Annotated in this window: 18 protein-coding genes; 4 read left to right on the forward strand and 14 right to left on the reverse strand. The window is 69.3% G+C overall.

What is annotated here, in order from left to right; all coding sequences use genetic code 11:
* Positions 1-123 precede the first annotated feature (123 nt).
* Complete coding sequence (locus ABD437_RS40495; RefSeq protein WP_344654303.1) at positions 124-744, forward strand: DUF4126 domain-containing protein; 621 nt, start codon at positions 124-126, stop codon at positions 742-744.
* 93 nt (positions 745-837) lie between these two features.
* Entirely contained in the window at positions 838-1,824 is a 987-nt protein-coding gene (locus ABD437_RS40500; protein WP_344654304.1) for an arginase family protein, read from the forward strand.
* Here ABD437_RS40500 and ABD437_RS40505 read toward each other — a convergent pair.
* Positions 1,808-3,814, reverse strand: coding sequence for a protein meaA (locus tag ABD437_RS40505; RefSeq protein WP_344654305.1), 2,007 nt, complete (start codon positions 3,812-3,814; stop codon positions 1,808-1,810). The two genes, ABD437_RS40500 and ABD437_RS40505, sit on opposite strands and share 17 nt — an antisense overlap.
* 91 nt (positions 3,815-3,905) lie before the next feature.
* Entirely contained in the window at positions 3,906-4,205 is a 300-nt protein-coding gene (locus ABD437_RS40510) for an STAS domain-containing protein (RefSeq protein WP_344654306.1), read from the reverse strand.
* Between the two features lie 179 nt (positions 4,206-4,384).
* Here ABD437_RS40510 and ABD437_RS40515 point away from each other — a divergent pair, with 179 nt between their 5' ends.
* A complete protein-coding gene (locus ABD437_RS40515) occupies positions 4,385-4,690 on the forward strand; it encodes a hypothetical protein (protein WP_344654307.1) in 306 nt (101 codons plus the stop codon).
* Here ABD437_RS40515 and murA read toward each other — a convergent pair.
* Positions 4,687-5,970 (reverse strand): UDP-N-acetylglucosamine 1-carboxyvinyltransferase, encoded by a 1,284-nt coding sequence (gene murA, locus ABD437_RS40520; RefSeq protein WP_344654308.1) that lies wholly within the window; start codon positions 5,968-5,970, stop codon positions 4,687-4,689. The two genes, ABD437_RS40515 and murA, sit on opposite strands and share 4 nt — an antisense overlap.
* A gap of 80 nt (positions 5,971-6,050) precedes the next feature.
* On the opposite strand from murA, the gene ABD437_RS40525 reads away from it, so the two are divergent.
* Complete coding sequence (locus ABD437_RS40525) at positions 6,051-6,623, forward strand: cob(I)yrinic acid a,c-diamide adenosyltransferase (protein WP_344654309.1); 573 nt, start codon at positions 6,051-6,053, stop codon at positions 6,621-6,623.
* Here the strand turns inward: ABD437_RS40525 and ABD437_RS40530 are convergent.
* From ABD437_RS40530 to ABD437_RS40580, 11 genes are all read right to left on the reverse strand, one after another.
* A complete protein-coding gene (locus tag ABD437_RS40530; RefSeq protein ID WP_344654310.1) occupies positions 6,613-7,041 on the reverse strand; it encodes a DUF2550 domain-containing protein in 429 nt (142 codons plus the stop codon). The two genes, ABD437_RS40525 and ABD437_RS40530, sit on opposite strands and share 11 nt — an antisense overlap.
* A 28-nt stretch (positions 7,042-7,069) precedes the next feature.
* Positions 7,070-7,354, reverse strand: coding sequence for a F0F1 ATP synthase subunit epsilon (locus ABD437_RS40535; RefSeq protein ID WP_344654311.1), 285 nt, complete (start codon positions 7,352-7,354; stop codon positions 7,070-7,072).
* A gap of 76 nt (positions 7,355-7,430) precedes the next feature.
* The gene (atpD, locus tag ABD437_RS40540; protein WP_344654312.1) at positions 7,431-8,888 is read right to left on the reverse strand and encodes a F0F1 ATP synthase subunit beta; all 1,458 of its coding nucleotides are present in this window, start codon (positions 8,886-8,888) and stop codon (positions 7,431-7,433) included.
* Positions 8,888-9,820, reverse strand: a complete 933-nt coding sequence (locus ABD437_RS40545) for a F0F1 ATP synthase subunit gamma (RefSeq protein ID WP_344654313.1) — start codon at positions 9,818-9,820, stop codon at positions 8,888-8,890. The genes atpD and ABD437_RS40545 overlap by 1 nt, the downstream gene beginning before the upstream one ends.
* A gap of 3 nt (positions 9,821-9,823) precedes the next feature.
* Complete coding sequence (gene atpA / locus ABD437_RS40550; RefSeq protein WP_344654314.1) at positions 9,824-11,446, reverse strand: F0F1 ATP synthase subunit alpha; 1,623 nt, start codon at positions 11,444-11,446, stop codon at positions 9,824-9,826.
* 85 nt (positions 11,447-11,531) lie between these two features.
* The gene (locus tag ABD437_RS40555; protein WP_344654315.1) at positions 11,532-12,434 is read right to left on the reverse strand and encodes a F0F1 ATP synthase subunit delta; all 903 of its coding nucleotides are present in this window, start codon (positions 12,432-12,434) and stop codon (positions 11,532-11,534) included.
* Positions 12,434-12,997, reverse strand: coding sequence for a F0F1 ATP synthase subunit B (locus ABD437_RS40560; RefSeq protein ID WP_344654316.1), 564 nt, complete (start codon positions 12,995-12,997; stop codon positions 12,434-12,436). The genes ABD437_RS40555 and ABD437_RS40560 overlap by 1 nt, the downstream gene beginning before the upstream one ends.
* Before the next feature lie 5 nt (positions 12,998-13,002).
* A complete protein-coding gene (atpE, locus tag ABD437_RS40565) occupies positions 13,003-13,206 on the reverse strand; it encodes an ATP synthase F0 subunit C (RefSeq protein WP_035857252.1) in 204 nt (67 codons plus the stop codon).
* 72 nt (positions 13,207-13,278) lie between these two features.
* The gene (gene atpB, locus ABD437_RS40570; protein WP_344654317.1) at positions 13,279-14,067 is read right to left on the reverse strand and encodes a F0F1 ATP synthase subunit A; all 789 of its coding nucleotides are present in this window, start codon (positions 14,065-14,067) and stop codon (positions 13,279-13,281) included.
* A complete protein-coding gene (locus tag ABD437_RS40575) occupies positions 14,064-14,483 on the reverse strand; it encodes an AtpZ/AtpI family protein (RefSeq protein WP_344654318.1) in 420 nt (139 codons plus the stop codon). Before ABD437_RS40575 ends, atpB begins: the two co-directional genes overlap by 4 nt.
* Positions 14,483-14,962 (reverse strand): hypothetical protein, encoded by a 480-nt coding sequence (locus ABD437_RS40580; RefSeq protein WP_344654319.1) that lies wholly within the window; start codon positions 14,960-14,962, stop codon positions 14,483-14,485. The genes ABD437_RS40575 and ABD437_RS40580 overlap by 1 nt, the downstream gene beginning before the upstream one ends.
* Positions 14,963-15,078 lie beyond the last annotated feature (116 nt).

Below are 15,078 nucleotides of genomic sequence, written 5' to 3' on the forward strand. Positions count from 1 at the left end.
TTTCCCGATACCGCTGTTGTATCGGGGAAGGCCGACAACGCGGCCTGGCGGCGGCTGAGCGGAGCCGCAGCCGAGCATGGACTTGCAGGACAGGGCCTAGCGCACGAGCCCTACCGTGGACTCGTGTTCGAAATCCTGACCGGCACCGGGCTCGCCGCCTCCTCCGGTCTCAACGCCTACATCCCGCTGCTGACGCTCGGGCTGCTCTCGCGGTTCACCGACACCGTGACGCTGCCGGCCGGCTGGCAGTGGCTCGACGGCGGCTGGGCGCTGGTGATCCTGGCCGTGCTGCTGGCCGTCGAGATGGTCGCCGACAAGGTGCCGATCGTCGACTCGATCAACGACGTCGTGCAGACCGTCGTGCGTCCCACCGCGGGTGGGCTCGCGTTCGGCGCGACCACGACGTCGGACGCGGTGACGGTGAGCGACCCGGGCAGCTTCTTCTCCGGGGGAGCATGGGTGCCGGTCGCCGTCGGTGTGGTGCTGGCGTTGGTCGTGCACGCCGGCAAGGCCACCGCGCGGCCGGCGGTGAACGCCGCGAGCGGCGGGTTCGCGGCCCCGGTCGTCAGCACGCTCGAGGACGCCGCCGCGCTCGGGATGTCCCTGCTCGCGCTCCTCGCGCCGATCCTGGTCGTCGTCGCGCTGGCCGCGATGATCGCGTTCTTCTGGTGGGCTTTCCGGACGGTGCGTGCACGGCGTCGCCGAAAAGCCGAGCGTTTTCACTCTCAGACTTCACTTAGGTAACATTTCGCCCTACCTCATTCCTCCAGGTGTAGCCCGGAGCAGAGGAGTCATGTCACGGTCGAACTTCGGGGTACGACCGTCCTGGGGGGCTTGATGGAGATCGACATCATCAGCGTGCCGTTCAGCGCCACCGGTAGAGCCGGCGGCGCGGCGGCCGGACCGGCGGCTGTGCACGCCCAAGGACTCATCGGACGCATCCGGGAAGCGTTGCCGAGCGGCTGGACGCCGTTCGAGACCTCGCCGGTCACGGGCGGCGAGCGGTCGCTGATCCGCAGTTCCGACACCGGCCTGCTGAACGAGGGCGCGCTGGCCGCGATGATCGACGGGGTCGCCGACGCGGTCTCGGCCAGCCACACCGACGGTCACTTCCCGCTGTTGCTCGGCGGCGACAACCCGATCCTGCTCGGCGGGCTGGTCGCCACCGGCCACCGCCCGGCGGGCCCGGCCGGGCTGCTGGTGCTGTCCGGGCGTGAGTGCGCCTGGCCGCCGGACAAGTCACCGACCGGGCTGGCGTCGGACTGCACGCTCGGGCTGGCGCTGCTCGCGCAGACCAACGCGGTGCTCTCCAACGGTCTCTCCCGACGGTTGCCGCTGGTGCCGCCGGGTGCGGTCGCCGTGCTCGGCACCCGGGACGCCGCCGAGCTCAGCGCGGCCGGCATCCCCTCGCTGTCGGGCAGCATCCTGGTCAAGTCGGACACCGATCTCGACGTCGCCGGCGCGTCCGGGCCGGTGCTCGCGCGTCACGTGGCCGAGGCGGTCGAGCACGTCTCACGCACCACCGACGGCTGGTGGCTGCACGTCGACCTCAGCGTGCTCTCCGACCAGGCGCTGCCCGACCCCGGGCGCCCGCTGGCCGGCGGCCTCTCCTGGGAGCAGCTCACCACGATGACCCGCGCCGCGCTGGGCACGCCCGGCCTGGTCGGATGGAGCGTCACCGGGTACGACGCCGATCACGACCTGGAGCGCACCAGCGCGGCACGCCTCGCCGACCACCTGGTCGGCTCGGTGGGCGCGCTGCCGGTGAAGGCCGCCGCCCTCCCCCGCGGCTCGGCGCTCGACGCGCTCACGACACCGGGCTAGCGTGCAGCTCCTCGATCACGGTCACGATCTCGGCCATGATCTCGTTGAGGCCGTAGTCCTTCGGGGTGAACACCCGGGCGACCCCGGCGGTCTTGAGCATCTCGGCGTCGTCGGGCGGGATGATGCCGCCGACGATCACCGGCACGTCGTCGAGGCCGGCCTCGCGTAGGCCGTCGATCACGGTGGGCACCGCGAGCGCGTGCGCCCCGGAGAGGATCGACAGGCCGACGACGTGCACGTCCTCGGCGACCGCGGCCGCGACGATCTGCGCCGGCGTGAGCCGGATGCCCTGGTAGACGACTTCGAACCCGGCGTCGCGGGCCCGCACGGCGATCTGCTCGGCGCCGTTGGAGTGCCCGTCCAGGCCCGGCTTGCCGACGAGCATCCGCAGCGGTCCGCCCAGGCGCTCACCGGTGGAGCGCACCCGTTCGCGGATCGCGGTGAGCGCGTCGGCGGTCTCCCCGCCCGGGTTCGAGGCGGCCGCGGCGGAGACCCCGGTGGGCGCCCGGTACTCGCCGAACACGTCCCGGAGCACGTTCGCCCACTCGCCGGTCGTGACCCCGGCACGCACGCAGGCGATCGTCGGCTCCATCAGGTTCGTGCCGTTCTTGGCCGCGTCGGCGAGCGCGGCCAGCGTGGCGTCGACGGCGCTCTGGTCGCGCCCGGCCTTCCAGGCGGCCAGTTTCTCGCGCGCGGCCTGTTCGACCCCGGCGTCGACGGTGAAGATGGCCTTCTCGGCGCCGGTCAGTGGGCTCGGCTCGGTCTCGGTGAATTTGTTGACGCCGATGATCGTGTCCTCGCCGGCCTCCACCCGGGCCCGCCGCTCGGCCAGCGAGCGCACCAGCTCGCCCTTCATGTAGCCGGACTCGATCGCCGCGACCGCACCGCCGATCTCCTGCACGCGGGCGATCTCGGCGCGCGCGCCGTCCAGAATCGACGCGACCTTCGCCTCGACGACTCCGGAGCCGTCGAAGATGTCGTCGTACTCGAGCAGGTCGCTCTCGAACGCGAGCACCTGCTGCATGCGCAGCGCCCACTGCTGGTCCCAGGGGCGCGGCAGGCCGAGCGCCTCGTTCCAGGCCGGCAGCTGCACGGCGCGGGCCCGCGCGTTGCGCGAGAGCGTCACCCCGAGCATCTCCAGCACGATCCGCTGGACGTTGTTCTCCGGCTGCGCCTCGGTCAGGCCGAGCGAGTTGACCTGGACGCCGTAGCGGAACCGGCGGTGCTTCGGGTTCTCCACCCCGTAGCGCTCACGCGTGATCTCGTCCCAGAGCTGGGCGAACGCGCGGAGCTTGCACATCTCCTCGACGAACCGCATGCCGGCGTTGACGAAGAACGAGATGCGCGCGACGACGTCGCCCATCCGTTCCTGCGGCACCTGACCGGCGTCGCGCACCGCGTCGAGCACGGCGATCGCGGTGGACATCGCGTACGCGACCTCCTGCACCGGCGTCGCACCGGCTTCCTGCAGGTGGTACGAGCAGATGTTGATCGGGTTCCACTTCGGCAGGTGCACGACCGTGTGGGCGATCATGTCGGTGATCAGCCGCAGGCTGGGCCCCGGCGGGAACACGTACGTGCCCCGGCTCAGGTACTCCTTGATGATGTCGTTCTGGGTGGTGCCGGTGAGGTCTTCGAGCTCGGCCCCCTGTTCCAGGGCGACCGCCTCGTAGAGCGCGAGCAACCACATCGCGGTCGCGTTGATCGTCATCGACGTGTTCATCTTCTCGAGCGGGATGCCGTCGAAAAGTTCGCGGGCGTCGCCGAGGTGCGAGATCGGCACGCCAACCTTGCCCACCTCGCCCCGGGCCAGTTCGTGGTCGGGGTCGTAGCCGGTCTGCGTCGGCAGGTCGAACGCCACCGACAGGCCGGTCTGACCCTTGGCCAGGTTGCGCCGGTACAGCGCGTTGGACGCGGCCGCCGAGGAGTGCCCGGCGTAGGTCCGCATCACCCACGGGCGGTCTCGATCCGGCGAGGACGGGTACGGCATCGGGCACCTCCGGCGTCGGTGCCGCGAATTTTACTGACGAGTAACCGATGGCCCGCCATGGCGCGCGCCACAGATTCGCTGGTGAATCGAATCAGGCCCGGATCGACTCGCGGGTCCCCTCGGCGCGCAGGATGCGGCTGAGACCGAGCGCGCCGAGCAGCCGTGCGACCCGGGGCGGGACGTTCCGCAGGAGCAGCTCCCGGCCCGCGCTCTTCGCCCGGCGCTCGACCCCGAGCACCATGGCCAGCCCGATCGCGTCGACGTTCTGGACGCTCGCCAGGTCGAGGACCAGCGGGCCGGTGCCGGTTCGGATCGCCTCGTCCAGCTGACCACGCAGCCCGCCGACTGTCGCCGCATCGAGCCGCGGTCCGGCGACGACCAGCTGGTTCATCCGGCGTCCCCCTCCGCAAACCGGCTGCACTAACAGCGCATCACGCTGCATTATCCATTAACGGGCAGCAATTACGGCAAGCAGGGCATAGGACATCAGCTCCACCAAACGGTGGAAGCCGGGGAAGTGCCGACGCATTCGGCGTCGTCAGCCTGGACGGCGGGTGGCACACTGGGACCGTGACGGGGTTCGTGGCCGTGCTCTTCGCCTTCGTAGTGGTGGCGTTCCTGGTCCTGATGCTGCGGTGGACGTACGGAACGGGCAAGGTCTCCGGCCCCGCGCCGGACGGGAAGAGCTCTGACTACGGCCTGCTCCACGAAGTGGCGGTCGCCGCCTCGGCCGGTGAGGCCAATGCGTTGCGTGCCGTGCTCTCCGACGCCAACATCCGCTCCACCACCAGCGACGCCGGACGCGGGCGCGTCCGGGTGCTGGTGTTCGCGGCGGACCTGCCGAAGGCACGGGCCCTGGTCGGGCCCGGCGCCTAGAACTCTTCGTCCTCCACCGTGACGCGCTCGATCGTCGCGCCGAGGCCCCGCATCTGGCTCAGGAAGTCGGGGTAGCCCCGGTCGATGTGGAACGCGTCGGCCACCTCGGTGACGCCGTCGGCACGCAGACCCGCGATGACCAGGCCGACACCGGCACGGATGTCGGTGGCCCGCACCGGAGCACCGGACAGCCAGTCCTTCCCGCGGACGACCGCGTGGTGGCCGTCGGTGCGGACGTCGGCCCCGAGGCGGAGCATCTCGTTGATGAACATGAAGCGCGCGTCGAACACGTTCTCGGTGACCATCGACGGACCGTCGGCCACCGCGCCGAGCGTGATCGCCATCGGCAGCATGTCGGTGGCGAAGCCGGGGTAGGGCAGCGTCACGATGTCGACCGCGCGCGGCCGCCGCTCCATCCGGACGCGGAAGCCCTCGGCCGGCTCCATCGGGTCGAGGAAGTCGATCTGGGCGCCGGCCTGGTTGAGCTTGTCGAGCGCGATCTCCAGGTGACGCGGCTCGCCCTGCCGCACCGTGATGTCGCCCTGGGTGATCGCGGCCGCGAACGCCCAGGTGCCGGAGACGATGCGGTCGGGCACCGTGCGGTGGGTGACCGGCCGCAGCTCCTCGACGCCCTCGACCTCGAGCGTCGACGTGCCGGCGCCGTGGATCTCGGCGCCCATCTCGGTGAGCATCGAGCAGATGTCGACGATGTCGGGCTCGCGGGCCGCGTTGTCGATCACCGTCGTGCCCTTGGCCAGCACCGCGGCCATCAGGATGTTCTCGGTGGCGCCGACGCTCGGGAAGTCGAGCCAGATGCGCGCGCCGTGCAGCCGGGACGCCCGGGCCACCACGAAGCCGTGCTCGCTGGTGATCTCCGCGCCCATCCGCTCCAGGCCGGCGATGTGGTAGTCGAGCCCACGCGATCCGATGGCATCGCCGCCGGGGTGCGGCACCCGTACCTCGCCCCGCCGGGCCAGCAGCGGGCCCAGGACGTTGATCGACGCCCGCATCCGGCGGACGAGGTTGTAGTCGGCCTCGGTGAGCGGCTGCGCCGGTACGTCGATCGTCAGCGTCTCGCCTTCGAGCACCGCCTCGCAGCCGAGGCGACGCAGCACCTCGCTCATGATCGTCACGTCGAGGATGCGGGGGACGTTCGTGAGCACCGTGCGGCCCTCGACGAGCAATGACGCCGCCATCAGCTTCAGGACGCTGTTCTTGGCACCACTGACCGTGACCTCGCCAACCAGCGGGGTCCCACCTGTCACACGAAATAGCTCCACCGGGCCATCCTACGGGCCTCCGGGGAGTGCTCTGCGTCATGTCCACAACGGTCTGACCATCCGGTGGATAACCTCGGGGAATGGCCGTGCACCTGACCCGTATCTATACCAAAACCGGTGATTCCGGTACGACTAACCTCGGCGACATGAGTCGCGTCCCCAAGACGCACCCGCGGATCGGAGCGTACGCGGACGTCAACGAGGCGAACGCGGTCATCGGTGTGGCGCTCGCTCTCGGTCAACTCACCGAGGAAGTCGCCGACGTGCTGCGCGCGGCTCAGAACGACCTGTTCGACGTGGGCGCCGATCTCGCGACGCCGGTCGCTCCCGAACCGAAGTACCCGCCGCTGCGGGTCACCGAGGCTCAGGTCGAGCGCCTCGAGGGCTGGTGCGACGAGTTCAACGCTCGACTGCCCAAACTCGACAGTTTCATCCTGCCGGGCGGAACGCCGGGAGCTGCCCTGCTCCACCAGGCGACGACCGTCGTCCGGCGGGCCGAGCGCTCGACCTGGACGCTGCTCGAGGCCGAGCCGGGCACTACGCATCCACTGCCGGCCAAGTACCTGAACCGGTTGAGCGACCTGCTGTTCATCCTGTCGCGCATCGCGAACGAGGGCCAGGACGTCCTCTGGAGGCCGGGCGCTAGCGCGTAGGGAACGAACCGGGGGCGGCGGACTCCAACCAGCTCAGGAAGCCGGTGAGCGCGCTGCCGCTCATCGCCAGCTCGACCGGGCCGCTGCGGTCGGTGCATTCGAGCACCACCGAGCCGGTCATCAACGCGAGCGTCTCCTGCTCGCTCGGGTCGCGCCGTCCGACCACCACCAGCTCCCGGCGGGTCAGGACGCGGCGCGGCCACGGGGACACACTGAACAACCGGTACCAGCGCAGCTGGTCACCGTTGAACCGGGCGAGCCCGAGGGCCCACCCGCGTCCGAGGCGGGCCCGGTACAGACGCACCGACAGCTCCACCGCTCCGCTGCGTGCGATGAGCACCCGGCGGATGAACAACACGGCCAGCAGGCCGAAGCCCAGAACGAACAGGAGCGCGACGCCTTCGAGCACAGTCGTCATTCGCCGTGCTCCCCCGCGCCCCTGGGCCTCAGTACTGCCCGGCGGGAGCACCCTCGGGGGTGCTCACGGTCTCGGCCAGAACCGACACACCGTCCGAGGTGACCGACAGGAAGCCACCGTGCACCGTCCAGCGGTGCTCGCCGTCGCCGGCGCGCACGCGCACCTCGCCCGGGTCGACCAGCTCACCGAGCAGCGGCGTGTGCCCCGGCATGATCGCCAGTTCGCCCTCGGTGGTGCGGGCGATCAGGATCGACGCCTCGCCCGACCAGATCTTCTCTTCGACGGACACGACCTCGACGTGCAGCTCCGCCACGGCAGACTCCTCGTTTGGTTCGGATGCGGGTCCCGGGCCAAACGGCCCGGGACCCGCGGTAAGACTTGGGGACAGCTCACTCCTTGGCGAGCTCGGCCGCCTTCTTCTCCACGTCGTCGATGCCGCCGCACATGAAGAACGCCTGCTCCGGGTACTTGTCCAGGTCACCGGCGGCGATCGCCTTGAACGCCTCGATGGTGTCCTTGATCGGCACCGTCGAGCCGGGGATGCCGGTGAACTGCTCCGCCGCGTAGGTGTTCTGCGACAGGAACCGCTCGATCCGACGGGCGCGACCGACGAGGAGCTTGTCCTCCTCGGAGAGCTCGTCGATACCGAGGATCGCGATGATGTCCTGGAGCTCCTTGTACCGCTGGAGGATCTCCTTGGTACGGGCGGCCACCCGGTAGTGCTCCTCGCCGACGTACCGCGCGTCGAGGATCCGGGAGGTGGAGTCCAGCGGGTCGATCGCCGGGTAGATGCCCTTGTCGGAGATCGCGCGGGACAGCGTGGTGGTCGCGTCGAGGTGCGCGAACACCGTGTGGGGCGCCGGGTCGGTGATGTCGTCGGCGGGGACGTAGATCGCCTGCATCGAGGTGATCGAGTGACCGCGCGTCGACGTGATGCGCTCCTGCAGCTGGCCCATCTCGTCGGCCAGGGTGGGCTGGTAACCCACCGCGGACGGCATGCGGCCGAGCAGCGTCGACACCTCGGAACCGGCCTGCGTGAACCGGAAGATGTTGTCGACGAAGAGCAGCACGTCCTGGTTCTGGACGTCGCGGAAGTACTCCGCCATGGTGAGCGCGGCCAGCGCGACACGAAGACGCGTGCCCGGCGGCTCGTCCATCTGGCCGAAGACCAGCGCGGTCTTCTCCAGCACGCCGCTCTCGTCCATCTCCAGGATCAGGTCGTTGCCCTCGCGGGTGCGCTCACCCACGCCGGCGAAGACCGAGACGCCACCGAAGTTGTTGGCGACACGGATGATCATCTCCTGGATGAGCACCGTCTTGCCCACGCCGGCGCCGCCGAACAGGCCGATCTTTCCACCACGCACGTACGGCGTGAGCAGGTCGATCGCCTTCAGACCGGTCTCGAAGATCTCGGTCTTGCTCTCGAGCTGGTCGAAGGCGGGCGGGTCACGGTGGATCGGCCAGCGCTCGGTGACCTCGAGCGTCTCGCCCTCGGCCAGGTTCAGCACCTCGCCGAGCGCGTTGAACACGCGGCCCTTGGTGATGTCGCCGACCGGAACGCTGATCGGCGCGCCGGTGTCGATGACCTCGGCGCCCCGGACCAGGCCGTCGGTGGGCTGCATCGAGATCGTCCGGACCACGTTGTCACCCAGGTGCTGGGCGACCTCGAGGGTCAGGGTCTTCGCGATGCTCTCCACGTCGACCTTCACGTGCAGGGCGTTGTTGAGGTCGGGGATCGCGTTCTTGGGGAACTCGACGTCGACAACGGGGCCGCGCACGCTTACGACGCGGCCGCTGGCGGCCTCGGACTGCGTCCCGGCCGTGTTCTCAACAGTGGTGGCAGTCATCAGTCGTCACTTCCTGCAGTGGCGAGAGCGTTGGAGCCACCAACGATCTCACTGATCTCCTGGGTGATCTGGGCCTGGCGTGCCGCGTTGGCTTCGCGGCTGAGGCTCTTGACGAGTTCGCCGGCGTTGTCACTCGCCGACTTCATCGCCTGCCGGCGCGACGCCGACTCCGAGGCCGCGGACTCCAGCAGAGCCGCGTAGATGCGGGTGTTCAGGTACTTCGGCAGCAGCGCGGAGAGCAACTGCTCGGGCTCCGGCTCGAACTCGTAGATCGGGCGCGGCCCCTCGGGGTGCGCCTCCTCCGAGACGTCCATCGGCGCGAACCGGTGCGCGACCGGGCGCTGGGTGATCATCGACACCAGGTCGGTCGAGACCAGGTGCAGTTCGTCCACCCCGTGGACGCCGTCCAGGCCGGGCCCGTCCAGCGTGTCGTCGGCGCCGGCCAGGAAGGTCTGCACGAGGAACTCGCCGACCTCCTTGGCGTCGTCGTAGTCCGGCGACTCCGAGAAGCCCGTCCAGGACCGCTCGATGTGCCGGTTGCGGAACCGGAAGTACGCCGCGCCCTTACGGCCGATCACGTACAGGACCGGCTCCTGGCCCTCCGACTGCACCTGAGCGATGAGCTGCTCGGCCCGGCGGATCACGTTGGCGTTGTAACCGCCGGCGAGACCACGGTCGGACGTGATGAGCAGGATCCCCACCCGCTTGACGTGCTCACGAGCATTGAGAAGCGGGTGGTCGATCGACGAGGAGTTCGTCGCGAGCGCGGTGAGCACCCGGGTGATCGCCTCGGCGTAGGGGCGCGACGCCTCGACCCGGGCGCGCGCCTTCGCGATCCGCGAAGTGGCGATCAGCTCCTGCGCCTTGGTGATCTTCTTGGTCTGCTGAACCGACTTGATCCGGCGTCGCAGCACCCGAAGCGAGGCGGGCACGGATCAGCCCTCCTGGTCGGTGTGTCGGGTGACGCTCTCGGCCGAGTCCTCGTCCTTCGCCTCGATGACCTGGTCGCTGCTCGCGCCGACCTCGAACTGCTGCTTGAACTCGGTGATCGCGTCGGTCAGCGACTGCGCGGTGTCGTCCTCGAGCTTGCCCGTGGACTCGATCGTGGAGAAGATGTCCGACTTGTTGCGACGGATGAAGTCGAGGAACTCCGTCTCGAACCGGCGGATGTCGGCGACCGGGATGTCGTCGAGCTGACCGGTGGTACCGGCCCACACCGAGACGACCTGCTCCGGGACCGAGAACGGCGAGTACTGGGGCTGCTTGAGCAGCTCGACCAGACGCGACCCGCGCTCCAGCTGGTTGCGCGACGCCCGGTCCAGGTCGGAACCGAAGGCCGAGAAGGCCTCGAGCTCGCGGTACTGGGCCAGGTCGAGGCGGAGACGACCGGCGACCGAACGCATCGCGCGGACCTGCGCCGAACCACCGACGCGCGACACCGAGGTACCGACGTTGATGGCCGGACGCACACCGGCGTTGAACAGGTCGGTCTCGAGGAAGACCTGGCCGTCGGTGATCGAGATGACGTTCGTCGGGATGAAGGCCGAGATGTCGTTGGCCTTCGTCTCGATGATCGGCAGACCGGTCATCGAGCCGCCGCCGAGCTCGTCGGAGAGCTTCGCGCAACGCTCGAGCAGCCGCGAGTGCAGGTAGAAGACGTCACCCGGGTAGGCCTCACGGCCCGGCGGGCGGCGCAGCAGCAGCGACACGGCGCGGTAGGCCTCGGCCTGCTTGGTCAGGTCGTCGAAGATGATCAGGACGTGCTGGCCCTGGTACATCCAGTGCTGACCGATGGCCGAGCCGGTGTAGGGCGCGATGTACTTGAAGCCGGCCGGGTCGGACGCCGGAGCCGCGACGATCGTCGTGTACTCCATCGCGCCGGCCTCTTCGAGGGCGCCGCGCACCGAAGCGATCGTCGAGCCCTTCTGGCCGACCGCGACGTAGATGCACTTGACCTGCTTCTTCGGGTCGCCGCTCTCCCAGTTGGCCTTCTGGTTGATGATCGTGTCGATCGCCACCGCGGTCTTGCCGGTCTGGCGGTCACCGATGATCAGCTGCCGCTGGCCCCGGCCGATCGCGGTCATCGCGTCGATGGCCTTGATGCCGGTCTGCAGCGGCTCCTTCACGGGCTGGCGCTGGACCACCGTGGGGGCCTGCAGCTCCAGGATCCGGCGGCCTTCGGCCTGGATCTCGCCCTTGCCGTCGATCGGGTTGCCCAGCGGGTCGACGACCCGGCCGAGGAAGCCGTCACCGACCGGCGCGGACAGGATCTGCCCGGTGCGGCGGACCGTCTGGCCCTCCTCGATACCCGCGAAGTCGCCGAGGATGATGACACCGAGCTCGCGGGGCTCGAGGTTGAGCGCCATCCCGAGGGTGCCGTCCTCGAACTGCAGCAGCTCGTTGGTCATCGTCGAGGGGAGGCCCTCGACGTGGGCGATGCCGTCGCCGGTATCGGCGACCACACCGACCTCCTCGCGGGAGACCTCGGGTGAATAGGAAGAGACGTAACGCTCGATCGCGCCGCGGATCTCCTCGGAGGAGATGGTCAGCTCGGCCATCTGATAGTTCCTCGATCTCGTCTTGTGGTCAGCGACTGAGCTGACCGAGCCTGCACGTCTGTTTTGGGCCGTTGGTTACGCGATGTCAGTGCGCGAGCGCGCCGCGCGCCTGTTCCAGCCGGCGAGCGACACTTCCGTCGTACAGGTCGTCGCCGACCCGGACCGTCACTCCACCCAGCAGCGAGGGGTCCACCTCGACCTTCAAGGAGACCGATCGCCCGTAGATCGCGGCCAGACGCGCAACCAGCCGCTCCTCCTGAGCAGGAGTCAACGGTGCGGCTGCTGTCACATACGCTATCTCGCGGTCGCGTCGAGCGGCCGTCAGCTCGACGAGACGCTGCAGCGACGCGTCGAACCCGCGTCCGCCGATGCCGTGGACGGCACTCGCGACCAGCCGGACGGTGACCGGGTTCGCGTGGCCCTCCAGCAGCCCCGTCGCCAGCTCCGTCCGCTGCTCGACCGGCGCCGTGGCGTCGGCGAGCAACTGCCCGAGCCGCGGGGTGCCGTCGACGATGCGCGCGAACCGGAACAGCTGGTCCTCGACGTCGGCCAGCGAGTCGGTGGCCTCCGCCTCGGCCAGCTCGGCGTCGACCGCCAGCAGCTCCACGGCGTCGACCAGGTCGTTGGCCTTCGACCAGCGGGCCGCGACCGCGGCCCGCAGCACGGTGGCCGCACCCGAGCCGACCCGCTGACCCACCAGCGCGTCGAGCAGACCCGTGCGGGCCTCGTCGGGCTTGGTGGAGTCGGCCAGCGCGCGCCGCAGCCCGGGCTCGCGCCCGAGCAGGACGGCGACCGCACGCAGGTCAGCGGCGAGCGCCACCCGGTCGGCGCCGGCCGGTGCCGGAGCACCGGCGGTGCCGGCCGGACGGGAACCCGCCGGGTAGGCACCGCCCGACGGCGTCCCGGCCGCCGGAGCGGCTCCGCCCCGGGTGATCTCGGCCAGCTGCGACCGGATCGCGGCCAGGGACTCCCGGCTAGCGCCCTGCATCAGCGCCGCCCTCCGGTAGTGGTGTCGAGCTCGTCGAGGAAGCGCTCGACCGTGCCGGTGCGCCGGGCCTCGTCGGCCAGCGACTCACCGACGATGCGACCGGCCAGGTCGACCGCGACACGGCCGATGTCGGCGCGGATCTCGGTCACCAGGCGCTGCCGCTCGGCGGCCAGCTGCTCTTCGCCCCGCTCGACGATCCGAGCGGCCTGCTCCTGGGCCTCGGCCCGCATCTCCTCGATGATGCGCGCACCCTCGGCGCGCGCCTCCTCGCGGATGCGGCCGGCCTCGCCCCGTGCGTCGGCCAGCTGCGCCCGGTACTGCTCGAGCGCGGCCTTGGCCTCGGCCTGGGCCTCTTCGGCCCGCTTGATCCCGCCTTCGATCGCTTCCGATCGCTCCGCGTAGGTCTTCTCGAAGAGGGGGTAGACCTTCTTCGCGAGGAACCAGAAGAGCAATGCGAAAGCGACGAGTCCGACGATGAGTTCGGACGTGTGCGGGAGGAGCGGATTTACCTCGCCGTCCTCGGACGCGAGGAGAGTCGTCACGATCTCCGTCGTCGCAGACATGGTCGTCAGAGCGCGAACGCGAGACCGATACCGATGATGGCGAGCGCCTCAGCCAGGGCGAAGCCCAGGATCGCGATGCCCTGGAGCGTGCCACGGGCCTCCGGCTGGCGGGCCACACCGGCGATGTAGGCGGCGAAGATCAGGCCGATACCGACGCCCGGGCCGATGGCGGCCAGGCCGTAGCCGACCATGTTCAGGTTGCCTTCCATGCTGCGTTCCCTTTCTCGATGGGTGAATGGCCGCCGCTGCGGGGTGGGTGCGCGGCGAGCGGGAGATTCAGGTCAGTGCTCGGCTTCCATGGCGCCCGCGATGTACAGCGCCGACAGCAGCGCGAACACGTAGGCCTGCAGGATCTGGATGAAGCCTTCGAAGAAGGTCAGGACGATCCCGCCGAGGAAGCCGACCGGGCTCAGGAACGGCAGCGCCCCGGTGCCCTCGGTGAGCATGTACTCGCCACCGAGGATGCAGAGAAGCAGCACCAGGTGGCCGGCGAACATGTTCATCGAAAGACGGAGGGCGAGCGTGAACGGCCGGATGATGAACGTGGAGAAGAACTCCAGCGGCGCGAGCAGGAAGTAGATCGGCCACGGCACCCCGGGTGGGAAGCACATGTTCTTGAAATAGCCGACGAAGCCCTGCCGACGGATGCCCACGGCGTTGTAGATGATCCAGGAGATCACCGCGAGGAACGCGGGAATCGCGATCTTCGACGAGGCCGGGAACTGCAGCACCGGAATGATGCCGGAGATGTTCAGCACCAGGATGAAGAAGAACACCGTGACGATGTACGGAACGAACTTCTTGCCGTGCTTGGTGCCGATCGAGTCGAGGACGACGCTGTTGCGGATCGCCCCGTAGGCCTGCTCACCGGCGAACTGCAGCTTGCCGGGGACGAGCTTCGGGTTGCGGGCGGCGGCGTAGAAGAACGCGGCGACCGCGATCGTGCCGAGCACGATGATCAACATCGGCTTCGTGAAGAACGTGCCCTCGCCGAAAAGCGGCGGGAACTCGAAGTCACCGGGGCCCGGCGCTTCGAATCCTGGCCCGGCGGCAAGGAGCTGGTTGCTCACGGCTTCTCCTCCTCGGCGGTGGTGTCTGACGACGGCGGCCCTGACGGTCGCTGAGCGCTTTGCTTACTGGGCTGAGCCGAGGCGCGTGGCAGATCAGGCTGGGCAGGGGGCATCGAGATCGATGACCCGGATTGCGGCCTACCGTACCGGATGTATGTCAGCCAGATTCCGAGCACCCCCCCGATGATGAATCCGACTCCGACGAGTGCGGGAATGTCCAGCCAACGCGCCGCCGCCCACCCGATGAGGCCCCATATCGTGACGCCGGAAATGAGGTAGCTCACCACGTGCCACGGGTCGACCGTGGGCACCGCGGAGGCATCCTGCCAGCGCTTACGCTCGCTCTCGGCGGCGTCACTCTCCGGCACGTCAGGGTTGACTTCGGGTGATCGTTTGTCGTGGTCGGCATCGGCCATCATCGGCCACCTCCCACTGTTCGAGTAGCGGACGAATTAGTGACGTCCGAACTCGTCGTTGTTGTTTCTTTAGTGTTCACGTCCGGCGACTCGCCGTCGATTACCTCGGAGGTCGTATTGACGGCGGCGGCGGCGAGATGACGCCGCAGCGCCATCGCATTCCACACCAACGCACCGACGATCACGACGAGACCGAGCGCTCGGGCGTCCAACCAGGGTTGGTCTTTGAGCGCGACCAGAGCCACCAGTAGCAGGACTACCCGGAACAAGTAGTTGATGCCGAGTACGAGATAGGCGATACCCGGCGCGAGTTGCGCGTCGACCAGGAAGGGCAGCCGGCCCGAGGCCAGAAAAGCGGCGACCAGACCCGACCCGACGGCCGCACCGGCCAATGCTTCGGTGCCGCCGAGAACGAATGCCCCGCCGAGCACTACGACGACGCCGGCGAGGGCGAGGAAAAGCGGCGATGTGCGGGACATGAGGCGGCTCCGGTCGGCGCGGCGCTTCGGTGCGCCGAGTTCGTCGGTCGGGGTCGTCAGGCGGCGTTCAGCGGGCCAAATCGCGTATCTGACTAGCTCGTGAAACGTATCACGAA

It is taken from the genome of Cryptosporangium japonicum (assembly GCF_039524755.1).
GTDB classification, from domain to species: Bacteria; Actinomycetota; Actinomycetes; order Mycobacteriales; family Cryptosporangiaceae; genus Cryptosporangium; species Cryptosporangium japonicum.